Genomic DNA, 17,572 nt, shown 5'->3' with positions numbered 1-17,572 from the left:
ATGTTAAAGTATCGATGTAATCATTTAATTCCTAGATGATTGAAAAAACTGACCTATTTTACCACACTATTTTCCTTCTACACAACAATACTTTTCTTGATTAATTGTTTAGCTCGATTTTTACGTTAAATTTGTTTTGCCACAAATCTTAATGTTATCATGAAAAAAAGGCTGTCTCTGCTTGCCCTGCTTTTTCCTGTGCTTATATTTTCGCAGGTTAAAGTTGGCGACAATCCCAACGTAATTAATCCCTCATCCATTCTTGAACTGGAAAGTAACAACAAAGCGTTGGTACTTACACGGTTAACCTCGGCACAAATGCAAAGTATTACCCCGTTGAATGGGGCGGTCATCTACAATACCGATACCAACTGCGTGCATTATTTTAATGGAGGACAATGGATAAATCTATGTGACGCTTCCAATTCTGGAGGATTTAGTTTTACGGATAACGGTGATGGAACCATAACACTATCGGATGGGCAGGGTACCGACTTGGTGTTTAATGGTGCGCCTGAAACGGTCACCACGCTGATTGATAATTTTGATGGCACTTACACATATACAAGTGAATCCGGGGCTTTAACCATTATTGATACCAATGGAACTGATAGTCAGACTTTAAGCACCGATGGAAACGCAGGAAACATTTCAATCTCCAATGGTAACACAATTGATTTGAACGTGAATGATGCAGATTCTGACGACCAAAATGAAATTCAAAACCTAGAATTTGCTGCTGGGGTTATCACACTTAGTAATGACCCAGATGCAACGAATATTGACTTAAGCAATTATGACACCGATGTGACCGATGATTTCTCCGGTAGCTTCAACGACCTTACCGATGTGCCGGCCAACCTGGACACGGACGCTTCCGACGATTTCGATGGGGAGTGGTCATCGCTCAACAACGTGCCCGCTGGCTTCGCAGATGACATAGACAACGATACACAGCTCACCGATGCACAGGTCGCCACGGCCGTCAACAACGAGTTCCCCAACCTCGACACCGATGTGACCGATGACTTCTCCGGTAGCTTCAACGACCTTACCGATGTGCCGGCCAACCTGGACACGGACGCTTCCGACGATTTCGATGGGGAGTGGTCATCATTGAACAACGTGCCCGCTGGCTTTGCCGATGACATAGACAACGACACACAGCTCACCGATGCGCAGGTAGCAACGGCCGTCAACAACGAGTTCCCCAATCTCGATACCGATGTGACCGATGATTTCTCCGGTAGCTTCAACGACCTTACCGATGTGCCGGCCAATCTGGACACGGATTCCTCGGACGATTTTGACGGGGAGTGGTCATCATTGAACAACGTGCCCGCTGGCTTTGCCGATGACATAGACAACGACACACAGCTCACCGATGCGCAGGTAGCAACGGCCGTCAACAACGAGTTCCCCAACCTCGATACCGATGTGACCGATGATTTCTCCGGTAGCTTCAACGACCTTACCGATGTGCCGGCCAATCTGGACACGGACGCTTCCGACGATTTTGACGGGGAGTGGTCATCATTGAACAACGTGCCCGCTGGCTTCGCCGATGACATAGACAACGATACACAGCTCACCGATGCACAGGTAGCAACGGCCGTCAACAACGAGTTCCCCAACCTCGATACCGATGTGACCGATGATTTCTCCGGTAGCTTCAACGACCTTACCGATGTGCCGGCCAACCTGGACACGGACGCTTCCGGCGATTTCGATGGGGAGTGGTCATCATTGAACAACGTGCCCGCTGGCTTTGCCGATGACATAGACAACGATACACAGCTCACCGATGCGCAGGTAGCAACGGCCGTCAACAACGAGTTCCCCAACCTTGATACCGATGTGACCGATGATTTCTCCGGTAGCTTCAACGACCTTACCGATGTGCCCGCCAATCTGGACACGGACGCTTCCGACGATTTCGATGGGGAGTGGTCATCATTGAACAACGTGCCCGCTGGCTTTGCCGATGACATAGACAACGATACACAGCTCACCGATGCGCAGGTAGCAACGGCCGTCAACAACGAGTTCCCCAATCTCGATACCGATGTGACCGATGATTTCTCCGGTAGCTTCAACGACCTTACCGATGTGCCGGCCAACCTGGACACGGACGCTTCCGACGATTTTGACGGGGAGTGGTCATCATTGAACAACGTGCCGGCAGGATTCGCCGATGACATAGACAACGACACACAGCTCACCGATGCGCAGGTCGCCACGGCCGTCAACAACGAGTTCCCCAACCTCGATACCGATGTGACCGATGATTTCTCCGGTAGCTTCAACGACCTTACCGATGTGCCCGCCAATCTTGACACAGACGCTTCCGACGATTTTGACGGGGAGTGGTCCTCGCTCAACAACGTACCGGCAGGATTCGCCGATGACATAGACAACGATACACAGCTCACCGATGCGCAGGTAGCAACGGCCGTCAACAACGAGTTCCCGAACCTCGATACCGATGTGACCGATGATTTCTCGGGAAGCTTCAACGACCTTACCGATGTGCCCGCCAATCTGGACACGGACGCTTCTGATGATTTTGACGGGGAGTGGTCCTCACTGAACAATGTGCCCGCTGGCTTCGCAGATGACATAGACGACGATACACAGCTCACCGATGCGCAGGTCGCCACGGCCGTCAACAACGAGTTCCCGAACCTTGATACCGATGTGACCGATGATTTCTCCGGTAGCTTCAACGACCTTACCGATGTGCCCGCCAATCTGGACACGGACGCTTCCGACGATTTTGACGGGGAGTGGTCCTCGCTCAACAACGTACCGGCAGGCTTCACCGATGACATAGACAACGATACACAGCTCACAGATGCACAGGTCGCAACGGCGGTCAACAACGAGTTCCCCAACCTTGATACCGACGTGACCGATGATTTCTCCGGTAGCTTCAACGACCTTACCGATGTGCCCGCCAATCTGGACACGGACGCTTCCGACGATTTTGACGGGGAGTGGTCATCATTGAACAGCGTACCGGCTGGCTTCGCCGATGATATAGACAACGATACACAGCTCACAGATGCACAGGTCGCCACGGCCGTCAACAACGAGTTCCCGAACCTTGATACCGATGTGACCGATGATTTCTCCGGTAGCTTCAACGACCTTACCGATGTGCCGGCTGGTTTAGCTGATGGTGATGATAATACCGTGACCAATTTGAGTCAAGATACCTCTACAGGCGTAATCACATATACCAATGAGGATATAACGGACCAAACTGCCAATGTCGTTGGTGCCGAGGCCAATAATAGTATCACAGTAGGAGCCAATGGAGGTGCTTTCTATGCAAGTCCAATTAGAGCTTTTGGTAAAATTGCTTCCGATGGAAGTGTTACCAAAGCGACGGCTGGAGTTTCCGTTACCAAACTAGGGGGTAATGGCTACTATAGAGTGAATCTTCCTGTTGGTGCTGTAGGGGATGGAAACTACATTATACAACTTTCGCAGCCTAGTAGAGACGGAGCAGGCAATGACGACCCTGGCATATCTTACAGAAATCAAAATGTAAATGGTTTCGAGGTAATCATTGGGGATAATGATAATGGGGGTAGTGACCGAAACCGTTTCGACTCGGAATTCATGTTTACAGTAATTGACCTATAGCCTATGCTTTTTAGAAAAACTCTTTTTGGTATCTTATTGTTCTCGGTATCTTTCTTGACAGCTCAGGTAACAGCAGGTGATTTAGTGGGCATACATAACGTAACCGCTGTGGAAATGAATAACATTGCCAATCCTATAGAAGGTTCTTTGGTTTACAATACAACCACCAGCAGTATTCATTTTTATAGTAATTCCGCATGGGTAGAAGTTCCCAATATTTCAAATAGCTATGTTGGCGCGTTTCAAATTACGGGTGCAGGAAATCAAAACATTACTGGAATTCCGTTCGAACCAAGCTACGTTACCTTTTCAGCTTATGCCAATGTTGAGCAGTTTAACCTAAACGCAGATAACCAAGTGGGCAATAACAACTCTGGTATTGCTAATTCATTTGGTTCCATGACCGGGTTTGCGCGTAATGAGGGCAACAGTGTTTCGGAACAGGTGATTTATGTTGGAGGTAGTGGAAATTCCATCAATGATATTTCGCGTTTTGCCTCTAATTCACATTGTATTGGATTGCGTTATGGGAATCAAAACGGAAATAATTTAGGGATTACTTCGGCCACGGTCACAAACTTTAATTCAGATGGTTTCACTCTAAATACGGATAGTTTCGCAGATGGAATCGTTGTAATTTATCAGGCATATAGGTAAATGAGTTTGAAAGAGTACATATCGCACAGTGCTTCGGTTTTAACCATGATGTTCCTTTTGGGTATGTCTGGGCATTCGCAGCAGGCCTTCCATAATTATGGTTCGCTACAATTTCATTCTGATGCATCGGTAGGTTTTCATCTAGATTTGATAGATGATGGCTTTTTTTTCAACAATAGAGGACTAACCGGCTTTTATAGTGATGACCAATTAACAATCTCTGGAAGTTCAAATCCCATATTCAATGACCTGGAAATATTTGCAGATAATGGATTACAATTGGACACTTGGGTAGGAGTCACCAATAATGCCAATTTTATTTCCGGTAATGTCTTGACGTCAAAAAACACATTGGATAGCTATCTAAATTTTATCAATGATGCCTTCTTTACAGGCACTGGAAATGAGAATCATGTTGATGGGTATGCAGGTGCAAGCAATAAATCGATGATTACATTTCCGGTTGGCGATGGAACCAGGATTCGGCAACTTACCCTAACATCCAATCAAATTAATAGCCTGACTCGTTGTGCCTATTTTTTTGAAGACCCTAGTGCTCCAACTTCGTTAAGTGAAAACTTCAGTACAGATGCCGTTGCAACCGATGATTTTCAAATTAGCAACTTTGAATTTTGGCGATTGGATGGCAGTGAATCATCTGTGGTTACGCTAACCTGGGATACGCAAAGTAATATTTCGTTACTAGCAGAGAGTACCGAAAATGTATTGGTAGTGGGTTGGAGCAGAGCATCCAATCAGTGGGAAAGTCTTGGAAATACCGGTGTAAGTGGTAATCTAGACAATGGAAGCGTTACATCCGAAACTTTTTTACCAAGCGATTATGAAGTAATTACACTTGGTGGAACGGATGAACTCTTGGAGCCTTTTTCTGTTTTGGAGTTGGACAATTATTTTTTGACACCCAACGGTGATGGGGTCAATGACCGCTTAATTATAGATGGTATAGAAATCGTACCCAACAATATTTTAAATATTTACAACAGATATGGTATACTGGTATATTCCAAGTTGAATTATGCCAATGAGTTTGATGGAATCTCCAATAGGGACTCAGTTCTCAGCAGAAACTCAGGACTTTCGGCAGGTATATATTTTTATGTGCTTACCGTGAGTGATACCCGTGAAAAATTCCAAGGATATCTCTATATATCGGACACACAATAGACTATAAAATTCAGGAGTTGAAGCAAGGACTTAAAAATACTTCTTAACTTGCTAAAAACTCGTCAATCATTTATGAAAAGAAGGTCATTTGTTAAAAGAACCGCTGCTGCTGGTGCCGCACTTTCCTTCCCTTTTGTTCTCCCCGCCAACCAAAAAAGTTCCGAATACTCTACTTTGGAGTTGATGGGAAAAGAGGAAATTCCATTATTTGGTGAAGGCATCAATCTAAGAGAGGAAGCACATGACGCCTACGTTAAAATGAAAAAAGCCGCTTATCAAGATGGGTTTGACATAAAAATGGTTTCCAGTTTCCGAGATTTCTATCGTCAAGAAAGTATATGGGAAAGAAAATATCTGAGGTATACAGAAGATGATGGTATACAACCGCTGGATGCCATTGACAAAATCATTGAATATTCTACCATCCCGGGGACTAGCAGGCACCATTGGGGAACGGACATCGATATTATTGATGGATATCCTAAAACAACAGGGGGTGTTTTAGTCCCGGAAAAATTTGAAAGCGGAGGACCATTTGAGGGTTTCAAAAAGTGGCTTGATGAGCATTCTGAAAGTTTTGGTTTCTATTTGGTCTATACAAATGAACCTAAACGAAGGGGATTTAAATATGAACCTTGGCACTACAGCTACGCGCCCATTTCAATTCCTATGTTGACCGCCTTTAGAAAGAAAAATATTGTGAAATTACTTCAGTATGAAGAGTTTATTGGTTCCGAATACTTTACTTTGGGTTTCCTAAAATCTTATATCAGGGATAACATTTTAGATATTAACCCCAAATTGTTGTAGCCCATTTTTTGTATCTTCCAACTACTATAACACTAACACCATGAGAAGAGGAAGTTGGAAAATCCGTATACTTATTGGATTGGCCATTGTGGTCTTTGCTTTTATACAGCGCTGCAGTAATCAGGAAGAAAACCCATATACAGGCAGGGTCCAAAATATCAACATGACTGCTGAACAGGAGATTGCAATAGGTCTTCAAAGTGCCCCTGAAATGGCCCAGCAGCATGGAGGCCTTTACCCCGATGAGCGTATGCAAGCTTTGGTTGATGCTGTTGGCAATCGTCTAGTCCAAAATAGCATAGCTCGTGAGACTCCTTATGACTTTGATTTTCATTTGCTTGCAGATAATAGAACCATCAATGCCTTTGCACTTCCGGGAGGACAATGTTTTATTACCTATGCGCTTTTTTCCCAATTGAATGAATCACAACTGGCAGGAGTTTTGGGTCATGAAATTGGTCATGTAATCGGAAGACATTCTGCTGAACGTATTGCAGAAAGTAGTTTCTGGCAAACTTTGACCATGGGAGCCAATGTTGGTGGTGACATGGGTGGATTGGTAAGTGGAATAGGACAAAATACCTTGCTCAAAAATGGAAGAGGTGATGAACTGGAGAGTGATGAACTTGGAGTGCTTTTAATGATTCAGTCGGGATACGACCCAAATGAAATGATCAAGGTGATGCAAATTCTAAAAGCCGCTGCTGGTCCTAATAGGGTTCCAGAATTTCAGAGCACCCATCCCGACCCAGAAAATAGGATTGAAAAAATAAGGGACGCTATTAAAAAATATTCAGGTCGATAGAATTTGCACATTCATCGATTAAAAAATAGGATTGTTTAGTTTTCATTACCTTTGAGTGACCCCAAATCAATTACTAGTTTCTACGACCCCTTTGTGCTACCCTAATATGAGAACAAATGGGAACACTATTGCATTTTAAGTCGCTTTACCGAGAAGCCTTTGACGATTGCAAACCAAGTTATTTGGTATTGTTTTTAAAGGCATACTCAATTTTTTGTGCCATTTTATTGGCTATGGCATTATATGCCTTTTTGTACAGGGCCTTTACTGGCTTTGAGTTTTAAGAGAATTACTCTTTTACAAGGACACTACACATTTGAAAGAAAAAAGCCCCTGCAGACTGCAGGGGCTTTTTTTGGATGAATAAACTCCTTTCTATTTTTTCACAGCAGAATTTATTACTTCCAAAGCCTCCATGGCTCCGGAAAGTTTGGCATATTTTTGTGCCGTATATCCTTTATCACATTTCTTCTTGACATTTGCTCCATTTGCCAAAAGAACTTCTGCAATTTCAGCACGGTTGTAACGGGCCGCATAGTGCAGTGGGGTCATACCCAAAGATTTTCTGTTTACATCTTCTCCCAAGCTAATTAGTTTTTTAACAGTGTCGATATCTCCTTTAACGATAGCCATACAAAAAGAGTTAATCTCATAAGAGATTGTAGTTTCCACTTCTACTGCTGGAGAAGAAGTTTCGTTTGCGCTTACGCCAGCTACCAATAAAAGGCATGCCGCTGTAACTGTTAGGATTGTTTTTTTCATGATGAATAAATTTTTGATTATAAATAAGTTTTATAACATGATAGACTCGTTCTATCTCCAAATGTTACACGATTAACACTTATATAACTTAACTTTAACAAAGTCTCAGGTTTTTGCCGGAAAAAATGTGAGATTCTCAAAAGGAAAACCACCTGAAACGCTAGGGCATCCAATCAATTCATCCTATTTTTGAATTTCAATCTTTCACTATGGATAAGAAAGTCATTCTCATGATTTTGGATGGGTGGGGAAAATCTCCGGAATCCGAAGATATCAGCCATTGAACAAGCCAACACCCCTTTTATAGATTCTCTTTATCAAAAGTATCCCAATGCCAACCTTCTCACGGATGGCATGAACGTTGGACTTCCTGAAGGACAAATGGGAAACAGCGAAGTAGGTCATATGAATCTAGGTGCAGGAAGAATCGTCTATCAAGACCTTGCTAAAATCAATAAAGCAGTCAAAGAAAATACTATTAAGGACGAAGGTGTTTTGACAGATGCTTTTACTTATGCCGAGAAAAACAACAAGAATGTTCATTTTTTAGGTCTTGTTAGCAACGGTGGAGTACATAGTCATATTGATCATATAAAGGCTTTGATTTCCGCTTTTGAAGGAGTTCAGGGTTCGGGAAATGCCTTTGTGCACGCTTTTACGGATGGCAGGGATGTTGACCCAAAAAGTGGGAAAGCATTTTTGGAGGATTTGATTAACTTCTGTAATGATAAAAAAACTAGCGTAGCTTCTGTTATAGGCAGATATTATGCCATGGATAGGGACAAACGCTGGGAAAGAGTCAAAAAAGCCTATGATTTGGTTGTTAAAGGAGAAGGAAAGCTTAGTTCCAATATTGTTCAAAGTATGCAAGAGAGCTATGACCGTGGAATTACCGATGAATTTATCGAGCCTATATACGCCGTAGATGAAGCTGGGCAACCTATAGCAAAAATAGACGAAGGTGACGTGGTCATCTTTTTCAATTTTAGAACAGATAGAGGAAGAGAACTTACCCAAGTGTTGAGCCAAGAAGATTTTGCTGATTATGACATGCAAAAATTAAATCTCTATTATGTTACCATGACCAACTATGACGATTCCTTTGAAGGCATTCATGCGATTTACGACAAAGAAAACATACGTGAGACCTTAGGAGAGGTTTTAGCCAGGGCCAACAAAAAACAAATTCGGATAGCAGAAACGGAAAAATATCCGCACGTAACCTTCTTCTTTAATGGTGGTCGCGAAGAGCCATTTGAAGGAGAAAGTAGAATTTTATGCCCCTCTCCAAAGGTGGCTACCTATGACTTAAAACCAGAAATGAGTGCATTTGATATTCGCGATGCCATTGTTCTCGAACTTGAGAAAAGAGAAGCCGATTTTGTATGCTTAAACTTTGCAAATCCAGATATGGTTGGGCATACCGGGATAATGGAAGCCGCAGTAAAAGCTTGTGAAACCGTAGACACTTGCGCCAAAGATGTAATTTCAGCTGGATTGGAAAATGGATATACCACCATTGTAATTGCGGATCATGGTAATTGTGATACTATGGTGAATCCTGATGGCAGTCCAAACACCGCTCATACAACCAATCCAGTACCATTGATTATAGTTGACCACGACATCAAGTCGGTTAAAGATGGAGTCCTAGGTGATATTGCCCCCACAATCCTTTCACTTTTAGGTGTTGAGAAACCAGCTCTTATGACCCAAGAATCATTGGTTTAATAAATCTTGCCCAGTATTTAGTCTATTCAACCTAGCTTAGTAGTTAATTGATTTCATCCTATCTTTGCAGGCATGATAAAAATCAAAACTTCAGAGCAGATTGAATTAATGCGGGAAAGTGCCCTCGTTGTATCCAGAACTCTTGGGATGATTGCTTCCGAAATAAAGCCTGGGGCAAATCCGTTAAAGTTGGACAAACTCGCTGAGGAATTCATTCGAGAACAGGGTGCGGAACCCGGATTTTTAGGCATGTACGATTTTCCAAACACCCTAAACTGGAGTCCAAATGCCCAAGTTGTTCATGGCATTCCCAATAATGATGTTTTAAATGATGGGGATATAATTTCTGTAGATTGTGGAGCCCTAAAAAATGGATTTTATGGAGATCACGCCTACACTTTTGAAGTAGGAGAAGTTGCTGAGGAAACCAGAAAACTGCTCAAAATCACCAAAGAATCACTATACGTTGGAATTCGAGAATTTAAAGTTGGTAACCGAGTAGGAGATGTTGCATTTGCCATACAAAACCATTGTGAGGCTCACGGCTATGGTGTGGTCAGAGAATTGGTGGGTCATGGTTTAGGTACCGATTTACACGAGGACCCTCAAATGCCAAATTATGGAAAACGGGGTCGTGGTAAAAAATTTGTTGAAGGTATGGTAGTGGCCATTGAACCTATGATAAATATGGGGACACGAAGAATAAAGCAATTAAATGATGGATGGACCATTCTTACGGCAGATGGAAAACCCAGTGCCCATTTTGAGCACGATGTGGCCATTGTTGATGGAAAACCAGAACTGCTATCCACCTTCCAGTATATCAATGAAGCTTTAGGCATAGAAACTAACGAAGAGGAAGAATTCAGAAAATCACCGATTATCTTATAATAAATCCTAAAATTCAAGAGCATCATTAAAATTGGCGTAATTCGTGTCAAAAATCTTTAAGTTTTTTCTGAACCTGATTCCAAGACCTTGGCTTATTAAATTAAGTTACTGGGTAAGACCTCTGATTGCTTTCTCAATGAAAGGTTCAAAATACATGGACCCCATCGACGGAAAGTCTTTTCGACGCTTTTTGCCATATGGTTATGAAAACCCAAGAGAAAACGTGCTCTCCCCCTCTACCCTCTCCCTCGAACGTCATCGTTTACTATGGGTTTATCTGCAGAGAGAAACCAATTTTTTCAAAGAGAACTTAGAGGTATTACATTTCGCTCCAGAACAGGCATTTCATGAGCGTTTTAAAAAGCTTAAGAACATTAAATACACAACTACTGATTTAAACTCTCCCTTAGCCGAAGTGAAAGCGGACATTTGTAAGCTTCCCTTTGACTCCGATAGTTATGATGTAATTTTATGTAATCACGTACTGGAGCATATCCCAAATGACACCAAGGCTATGCAAGAACTGTATCGAGTTATGAAACCGGAAGGTTGGGGCATTTTTCAAATTCCACAAGATTTAAAACGGGAAACCACTTTTGAAGATGATAGCATCACCGATAAAAAGGAGCGTGCTCGAATCTTTGGCCAATATGACCATGTTCGCATATATGGCAGGGATTATTTCAACAAATTAAGAAGTATTGGGTTTATCGTGGAAGAAGTAGATTACACAGCTCATCTTTCCGAAAACGAAGTGGAAAAATATCGGCTGGCCAAAGGAGAAATAATTCCGCTTGTCAAGAAAACTTTGGTCAGTTAACTACCAGGTTCTCAAACCCTGGGGTCATGTATTCCTTGGTGTTTCCTTCACTATCCAAATAAACAACATACACTTCCGGACCTCCCAAAATATTAGATATCAAAAGTAGCTTTTTGGTGTCGTCCAAATCCATGGCCATAAAGGCCGTGGCAAATGCATCTGCCTCTGCACAAGAGTTAGCAATTACACTGGTGGCCAAAACCTTGGAATTTTTAGTGAAGCCAGTTTTTGGATTGATGGTATGGACATATTTCTCACCCGTTTCAGAATCAACACGAAATTTTCTATAATTACCTGATGAGGCCATAGCCCTATCTTTTAAACGGACAATGCGTTTCAATTTTCTTTCATTCTCTGCCTGAGGGTCATCTATACCCACTGTCCACTCTTTTTTTGAAATCACATTAGTCCCACGGGTCAACACCTCACCTCCAAGTTCTACAAGATAATCTTCGATTCCTTTTGAATCGAGAAATGCTCCTAATCTATCTATGGTATATCCCTTTGCTACAGCATTGAAATCAAAATAGATCTCCTTCCTTTTCTTGCGTATCGTATTTGAACTGGTCAACTCTACCTTATCAAATCCCACATATTGCAAAAGACTATCTACACGGGTACTATCCAACTCGATCGGTTTTCCTGGACCAAAACCCCACGCGTTTACCAAAACCCCCACTGTTGGGTCAAAAAAACCATTGGAAACATCATGGATTCGTTTAGAGAGTTCAAAAACTTCTTGAAACATATGGTCCACTACTAGGGTTGAATCTCCTTGATTTATTTTAGAAATATCCGAATCCGGAATGTATGTCGACATCGATTGGTTAACCACCTGAAAAACAGAATCGATTTCTTTTTGTAGATCAACTTCCTCATCCGTTATATAAAGTATGGAATAAGTGGTCCCTAGTGCATTGCCAACGTTTTGATTTTTTACCGGACCCTTTTTACATCCAAAAAAAGATATCAGGCATAGTATCCCTAAAACTTTTCGCATCTTATTCAATTTCGATTAATCCTTGATATTCCACAACATATTCTTCATTTAAATACACTGGAAGGTTTTGGTCCGAAGCATTGGAAAGACCAACTCCCGCAAAGTAGGTTTTAGCCTCAAATTTGTCTGCATGATTTTTCATCTTTTCCATCAAACCTTTGTCATACACCATTGGATTTTCAGGATAGCTAATGTTCCTAACGACAATGAAATGCAATATCTTTTCTTTCAAACATACGTATTGCGGGTTCTTTTGAAGCTTACTGTTTATAGCCATAAATTCAAACCCGTCAGCTTCCAACTGTCTACCCACAATGTTCATGGCCAGATTATGGAGTTCTTGCTCTGTAAGTGGTTTTCCCATGATGCAAAATTAGGGCTTAAAAGTCATTTGAATGGTAAACTCCATTCAACTAAATTATGCTGGTCAAGAAAAACTGATAGGACTAATTCATGGTGATATTTTTATCCTTGAACCCATTCTCTATATTTTTAATGTACTCAGTAGGAGTAAATTCTGTCATCTCCTTAAATACCTTGTAGAAAGTAGATCTTGAGTTAAACCCAACATCAAACGCTATGGAAATAAGCGTAAATTCTTTGTGCTCATTTTCAGTTATTCTGTCTATGAAATCTTTTACTCGATATCCATTAACCAGTTCATAAAAAGACTTTTTATAAGAATTATTGAGCACCCACGACAACTTGTTAGTTGTAGTATCAATTTCATTCGCTAAAATCGATAAACTTAATTCAGGGCGGCGATATCCTTTATTTTCTTCAAAAAAGGTATTTACTAGACTTTGAATCTTGCTTATTTCATTTTCGTCAAGTCTAATCCTTTTTTCAGGCTTATCCTCCGGATTTGTAGGAAACTGAATTTTAAATATTCCAGGATGTTTTAGGCTATAGAAACCTACAACATAAATCTGAATACCAAGTATTAAACACGATATGTCATAAATCAATGCAATATCAATCCATAAGTCAATTACAAATCGTTCTAGAATACCTAAAACCCAAAATACCATATAAACAGACAGGCAAATAAGCATCACCTTGATAAATTTTATGATAGGTTGATTAAAGGAGAGTTCCTGTTTTTCATTTTTATCATAAAAATTCAGTAAAGCGTAAGACTTAATTAAATACGCAGAAATAGAGACGAAGAATACAAGGTCGTTAAAAAACAAAAACTTAAAAGCGTAACTACTAATATCTTTTATGAAATTATAGTTGTAGATATGAAAAAGGCAATAGATAAAGTATAGCGCAGCCGGTAAATAATGAACGTATTTTAAAGTGTAGTTTCCGTTTTTATAAAACAGTAATCTTCTAATATAGGTATAGGTAAAGGGGCCTAGAAGAAGATACAGCACATTGGTCAGATAACGGTATGTATAGTAGAAATCCGTTTCCAGTTCTGAGATTATAACCCTTTCAAACAGAAAAACACTATAAATAATTAGCAAATACTGCATAACCCTATTTGCTTCTGTGTGTTTTTTGGGGATAAACTGAATAGCGAAAATTAGGGAAATACAGTGGCCTATCACTAAAACAAGAAAAAGTTCATAAGGGGATATGCTCATCTATTTAAAATTTCGGCTTTTGCGTTGAAGCATATTTTTAACTCAATCTAAAATAAAAATAAACTTAGATTTTCGATTTAGGGTTTGTTCAAAAAAGATTGAAATGAAAAGTAGTCCCATCCTATAATTTAGGACTAGCAGAGAACCAATTTTGGAACTCTAAACACCTAATAAGTACGTTCTTTACTCGGTATTGAAATTTAAAATTTATCACCAGAATGAAATCTAAAAAAACAACCCTGCAGAGATTTAGATTCTCTTTACTCATTGTAGTAATCCTACTTCCGCTTTCAACTTATACCCAAGAATCATTGCCAAAAAATGAAAAAAAGACTGTAATTACGAGTGTCAAAGAATTGATTGATTCAAACTATGTTATGGTCAATCTAATTGAAACTATAAATCATTCGTTAGACAGTATCTATGGTTCCGGGAAGTACAGTTCAATATCAAAACAAGAAGATTTTGCAAAGACTTTGACTGAAGATTTAGTGAAAATAAGCAAGGATAAACATTTTAAAGTACAATACAACCCAGAGTTAATACAGTCAAGACGAGAATGGTTCCAAAGACAGCAAGAACAACTAGAAGAAGATGACCCAGATATTGAGGGAGAACAAGAAAATGAGTCTGACGAGGAGTACATTGATTGGAATTTTTGGTATGCAGAAAAGGAGAATTTCGGATTTGAAAAAGTAGAAATACTCGATGGGAACATAGGCTATGTTAAACTTACCTTTTGGCAACCTCTAGACTGGGTGAGAGCAACCATGGATGCTACAATGGGCTTTGTGGCCAATACCGATGCATTGATTATCGACTTAACAGAGAATCAAGGCGGCTATAGTCCTTCGGATAGCTACTTGGGCAGTTACTTTTTTGAAGAAAATCCAATAAAATGGACATCAAGCTTTAATAGGCCTTTAGGAGAAACTACAGATGTTTTTACATTTCAGGAAATTGGGGGAAATAGGTATTTAAACAAGCCTATTTTTATTTTGGTCAGTGAAGAAACCTTTTCTTTAGCAGAGCAATTTGCATACAGCATGAAGCATTTTAAGAAAGCAATAATAGTTGGACAAAATACTGCTGGTGCCGCTCATGCCATTGATTTTATTGAAATAAATGACAATTTTGCCATTCAACTTCCAATAGTAAAACATATACATCCTGTAACTAAGACAGATTGGGAAGGAATTGGTGTAATACCCCACCGAAACGCAAAAGTGGATGAAGCTTTAAAGGTAGCTTATTTGGCAGCTTTGGATAAACTTCTAGTTAACACAGAATATGATAAGCTCAAAGAAAAGTACAGTACTTTGAAGAAGGAAGTCAATAATTCTAAGAATTGAATACAACTTAAAGCTCAATAACTAGCGTAATCGAAAAAACCTAGTTTTTTGATTTTAAAAGTCATTTAAAACGCACAAACTTTGAGCTTTGAAAGGTGTAGTTGGATACTGGAATAACCGCATCTTTTTCCAAGGTATACCACGGAGACATGGTCGTATTTTCAAGGTTTTTTACCAAATGTACGTTTTGGGCCGGAGTGTTTCCTTGAAATAACAAATACACCTTTTCTCCTTCTGAATTAACCGCTTCATCACAAATCATTACTATATGTCCCGGACTTCCTCCTTTTATCAGCACATCACCCAATTTTAAATCCCCGGCATCTTCAACCCTAGGTAGTTCGTGATACAGTGAAAGAGTTCCGGCATAGGTATAGATAAGGTCCAGATATCTGTAAAAATTAGCCTTGGAATCATCGGGTACCGCTGTTTTATGGAAACTAACCTTGTTCCCGTCTATTTTGGGTCTATAACCTTGAGCATATTTCTTCCATGTACAATGGTGTCCGCTAGTGAAGTTAAAGCCAATCTCTTCTTTTCTATTGGTATCCCATAAATATTCACTTCGGATTCGAATAAGGGCATCTGCACATTGCTGAAGACCATTCTCTGGGACAGGAATCTCAAGAATTCCAATATGGCCATATTGCCAAAAATACTCCGTACCATCGTAATTGATAATTTTGCTTCCGTAGGGTTTTAACTTATAATTTCTTAAATAGTCTTCGAATGAACCCCTTGGATACTCAACACGTTCATAACCGATAGGTACGTTTACCCGAGATATAATCGTGAGGCTATCTTCATTAATTAAGCTTGGTTCTGTTACAAGAGCTGTTACCGTATGCTTTACAGGCTTTACTTTGTAAAGAACAAGGCAAAGCAATGAAATGCCTAGGACTATCAACAGTAGTTTTTTCATATTCACCGAATAAAAAAACCGATACTTTCGCATCGGTTTGGTTTATTTTGTACCTCTCGATTACACTCGAGATTACATTCTAACTTCTATCCACCAAAATCATCGAAGCGGATGTTCTCATCTGGAATACCAAAGTCCTCACCCATCTTTTGGACAGCTTTGTTCATTAATGGAGGTCCACAGAAATAGAGTTCAATATCTTCAGGTGCCTCATGATGGTTCAAATAATTATCGATAACACAGTTATGGATAAATCCAACAAAACCATCTCCTTCAGCATCTATATCTTCTTTTACTTTCCAATTGTCTTCTTCCAAAGGTTCAGAAAGCGCCATATAAAACTTAAAGTTAGGGAAGCTTCTCTCCAACTCTTTGAAATGCTCAATGTAGAAAAGCTCTCTTTTAGAACGACCTCCGTACCAATAGGTTACCTTTCTGTTAGTTTTTAAAGTCTTGAACAGGTGATATAAGTGCGATCGCATCGGTGCCATACCTGCTCCACCACCCACATACAACATTTCAGATTCTGATTCATTAATGAAGAATTCACCAAATGGCCCAGAAATAGTCACTGGGTCTCCAGGTTTTAATCCGAAGATATAGGAGGATGCAACACCTGGGTTAACGTCCATCCATCCGTTCTTGGAACGATCCCATGGCGGTGTGGCAATACGAACGTTCAACATGATTTCTCGACCCTCTGCTGGGTAAGAAGCCATGGAATAAGCACGCTCCACCGTTTCTGGATTCTTCATTACTAAGGGCCAAAGTCCGAATTTATCCCACTCCGCTTGGAACTTATCTGGAGTTTCGTGCTCTTCGGGGTGGGCTGTAATATCCATATCTGAATATTTTACTTCGCACGGAGGAATCTCAATTTGAATATAACCTCCGGCCTTGTAATTCATTTCTTCCGGAATTTCTACCACGAATTCCTTAATAAAAGAGGCCACATTGTAGTTACGCACTACCTTGGCATCCCATTTTTTGATGCCAAAGACTTCTTCAGGAATGGTAATTTCCATATCCTGCTTTACTTTTACCTGACATGCCAATCTTGCTCCGTGCTGTAATTCTTTTCTTGAAAAATGTGGAGTTTCGGTTGGAAGGGCCTCTCCCCCTCCAGAAAGCACGTGACATTCACATTGGATGCATGTTCCACCACCTCCACAGGCAGAAGGCAAGAATACTTTTTGATTACCCAAAGTGGATAACAAGGTACCCCCGGAAGCAACTTCAATTTTCTTTTCTCCATTGATGGTCAAAGTAACGGGACCTGATGGAGATAATTTTTCCTTGGTAAATAACAATAGGGCCACCAAGAGTAACAATAAAATAAGAAAAGCAACAACGGTGATTAAAATTGTACCTCCGGTACTCGTAGCTAAAATCAT

The 17,572-nt window shown here is 40.6% G+C and carries 15 protein-coding genes and 1 pseudogene; 10 read left to right on the top strand and 6 right to left on the bottom strand.

All coding sequences use genetic code 11. From position 1 onward, the window contains the following. Positions 1-159 precede the first annotated feature (159 nt). The 6 genes from ACOKFD_RS18285 to ACOKFD_RS18260 all read left to right on the top strand — a co-directional run bounded on the left by ACOKFD_RS18285 (position 160) and on the right by ACOKFD_RS18260 (position 7,392). On the top strand, positions 160-3,651 hold the full coding sequence (locus ACOKFD_RS18285; protein WP_422859223.1) for a beta strand repeat-containing protein: 3,492 nt from the start codon (positions 160-162) through the stop codon (positions 3,649-3,651). Between the two features lie 3 nt (positions 3,652-3,654). Beyond that, entirely contained in the window at positions 3,655-4,308 is a 654-nt protein-coding gene (locus tag ACOKFD_RS18280) for a hypothetical protein (RefSeq protein WP_422859222.1), read from the top strand. Further along, complete coding sequence (locus ACOKFD_RS18275) at positions 4,309-5,493, top strand: gliding motility-associated C-terminal domain-containing protein (RefSeq protein ID WP_422859221.1); 1,185 nt, start codon at positions 4,309-4,311, stop codon at positions 5,491-5,493. 72 nt (positions 5,494-5,565) lie between these two features. Continuing rightward, complete coding sequence (locus ACOKFD_RS18270; protein ID WP_422859220.1) at positions 5,566-6,303, top strand: M15 family metallopeptidase; 738 nt, start codon at positions 5,566-5,568, stop codon at positions 6,301-6,303. A 40-nt stretch (positions 6,304-6,343) separates the two neighbouring features. After that, a complete protein-coding gene (locus ACOKFD_RS18265; RefSeq protein ID WP_299000229.1) occupies positions 6,344-7,108 on the top strand; it encodes a M48 family metalloprotease in 765 nt (254 codons plus the stop codon). 116 nt (positions 7,109-7,224) lie between these two features. After that, positions 7,225-7,392: a DUF6747 family protein gene (locus tag ACOKFD_RS18260; RefSeq protein ID WP_299000231.1), complete on the top strand. Its 168-nt coding sequence runs from the start codon at positions 7,225-7,227 to the stop codon at positions 7,390-7,392. 91 nt (positions 7,393-7,483) lie between these two features. On the opposite strand, the gene ACOKFD_RS18255 is transcribed toward ACOKFD_RS18260, so the two are convergent. After that, positions 7,484-7,870: an ankyrin repeat domain-containing protein gene (locus tag ACOKFD_RS18255; RefSeq protein WP_422859219.1), complete on the bottom strand. Its 387-nt coding sequence runs from the start codon at positions 7,868-7,870 to the stop codon at positions 7,484-7,486. Between the two features lie 209 nt (positions 7,871-8,079). Between ACOKFD_RS18255 and gpmI the strand changes: the two are divergent. From gpmI to ACOKFD_RS18240, 3 genes and pseudogenes are all read left to right on the top strand, one after another. Then, a pseudogene (gpmI, locus tag ACOKFD_RS18250) lies at positions 8,080-9,601 on the top strand (2,3-bisphosphoglycerate-independent phosphoglycerate mutase). A gap of 72 nt (positions 9,602-9,673) precedes the next feature. Continuing rightward, the gene (map, locus tag ACOKFD_RS18245) at positions 9,674-10,492 is read left to right on the top strand and encodes a type I methionyl aminopeptidase (protein WP_422859218.1); all 819 of its coding nucleotides are present in this window, start codon (positions 9,674-9,676) and stop codon (positions 10,490-10,492) included. A 43-nt stretch (positions 10,493-10,535) separates the two neighbouring features. Then, a complete protein-coding gene (locus ACOKFD_RS18240) occupies positions 10,536-11,312 on the top strand; it encodes a class I SAM-dependent methyltransferase (RefSeq protein WP_422859217.1) in 777 nt (258 codons plus the stop codon). Here ACOKFD_RS18240 and ACOKFD_RS18235 read toward each other — a convergent pair. From ACOKFD_RS18235 to ACOKFD_RS18225, 3 genes are all read right to left on the bottom strand, one after another. After that, positions 11,305-12,312, bottom strand: a complete 1,008-nt coding sequence (locus ACOKFD_RS18235) for an FAD:protein FMN transferase (protein ID WP_422859216.1) — start codon at positions 12,310-12,312, stop codon at positions 11,305-11,307. The genes ACOKFD_RS18240 and ACOKFD_RS18235 overlap by 8 nt on opposite strands. A 1-nt stretch (position 12,313) precedes the next feature. Next, positions 12,314-12,676, bottom strand: a complete 363-nt coding sequence (locus ACOKFD_RS18230; RefSeq protein ID WP_422859215.1) for a Na(+)-translocating NADH-quinone reductase subunit F — start codon at positions 12,674-12,676, stop codon at positions 12,314-12,316. 82 nt (positions 12,677-12,758) lie between these two features. After that, positions 12,759-13,904 (bottom strand): helix-turn-helix domain-containing protein, encoded by a 1,146-nt coding sequence (locus ACOKFD_RS18225; protein WP_422859214.1) that lies wholly within the window; start codon positions 13,902-13,904, stop codon positions 12,759-12,761. A 218-nt stretch (positions 13,905-14,122) separates the two neighbouring features. On the opposite strand from ACOKFD_RS18225, the gene ACOKFD_RS18220 reads away from it, so the two are divergent. Next, a complete protein-coding gene (locus ACOKFD_RS18220) occupies positions 14,123-15,256 on the top strand; it encodes a S41 family peptidase (protein WP_422859213.1) in 1,134 nt (377 codons plus the stop codon). 61 nt (positions 15,257-15,317) lie between these two features. On the opposite strand, the gene ACOKFD_RS18215 is transcribed toward ACOKFD_RS18220, so the two are convergent. Continuing rightward, on the bottom strand, positions 15,318-16,178 hold the full coding sequence (locus ACOKFD_RS18215; protein WP_422859212.1) for a DUF4846 domain-containing protein: 861 nt from the start codon (positions 16,176-16,178) through the stop codon (positions 15,318-15,320). Between the two features lie 86 nt (positions 16,179-16,264). Beyond that, on the bottom strand, positions 16,265-17,572 hold the full coding sequence (gene nqrF, locus ACOKFD_RS18210; RefSeq protein WP_299000246.1) for an NADH:ubiquinone reductase (Na(+)-transporting) subunit F: 1,308 nt from the start codon (positions 17,570-17,572) through the stop codon (positions 16,265-16,267).

It is taken from the genome of Flagellimonas ulvae (assembly GCF_049333175.1).
Taxonomy (GTDB): Bacteria; Bacteroidota; Bacteroidia; order Flavobacteriales; family Flavobacteriaceae; genus Flagellimonas.
The sequence above is the reverse complement of the archived record's forward strand: the minus strand, read 5'-3'. Positions and strand labels throughout refer to the sequence as shown.

Coding starts and splice junctions, on each gene's coding strand:
- ACOKFD_RS18285 (WP_422859223.1), top strand. CDS start 160: ATGAAAAAAAGGCTGTCTCTGCTTGCCCTGCTTTTTCCTGTGCTTATA.
- ACOKFD_RS18280 (WP_422859222.1), top strand. CDS start 3,655: ATGCTTTTTAGAAAAACTCTTTTTGGTATCTTATTGTTCTCGGTATCT.
- ACOKFD_RS18275 (WP_422859221.1), top strand. CDS start 4,309: ATGAGTTTGAAAGAGTACATATCGCACAGTGCTTCGGTTTTAACCATG.
- ACOKFD_RS18270 (WP_422859220.1), top strand. CDS start 5,566: ATGAAAAGAAGGTCATTTGTTAAAAGAACCGCTGCTGCTGGTGCCGCA.
- ACOKFD_RS18265 (WP_299000229.1), top strand. CDS start 6,344: ATGAGAAGAGGAAGTTGGAAAATCCGTATACTTATTGGATTGGCCATT.
- ACOKFD_RS18260 (WP_299000231.1), top strand. CDS start 7,225: ATGGGAACACTATTGCATTTTAAGTCGCTTTACCGAGAAGCCTTTGAC.
- ACOKFD_RS18255 (WP_422859219.1), bottom strand. CDS start 7,870: ATGAAAAAAACAATCCTAACAGTTACAGCGGCATGCCTTTTATTGGTA.
- map (WP_422859218.1), top strand. CDS start 9,674: ATGATAAAAATCAAAACTTCAGAGCAGATTGAATTAATGCGGGAAAGT.
- ACOKFD_RS18235 (WP_422859216.1), bottom strand. CDS start 12,312: ATGCGAAAAGTTTTAGGGATACTATGCCTGATATCTTTTTTTGGATGT.
- ACOKFD_RS18230 (WP_422859215.1), bottom strand. CDS start 12,676: ATGGGAAAACCACTTACAGAGCAAGAACTCCATAATCTGGCCATGAAC.
- ACOKFD_RS18225 (WP_422859214.1), bottom strand. CDS start 13,904: ATGAGCATATCCCCTTATGAACTTTTTCTTGTTTTAGTGATAGGCCAC.
- ACOKFD_RS18220 (WP_422859213.1), top strand. CDS start 14,123: ATGAAATCTAAAAAAACAACCCTGCAGAGATTTAGATTCTCTTTACTC.
- ACOKFD_RS18215 (WP_422859212.1), bottom strand. CDS start 16,178: ATGAAAAAACTACTGTTGATAGTCCTAGGCATTTCATTGCTTTGCCTT.
- nqrF (WP_299000246.1), bottom strand. CDS start 17,572: ATGATTTTAGCTACGAGTACCGGAGGTACAATTTTAATCACCGTTGTT.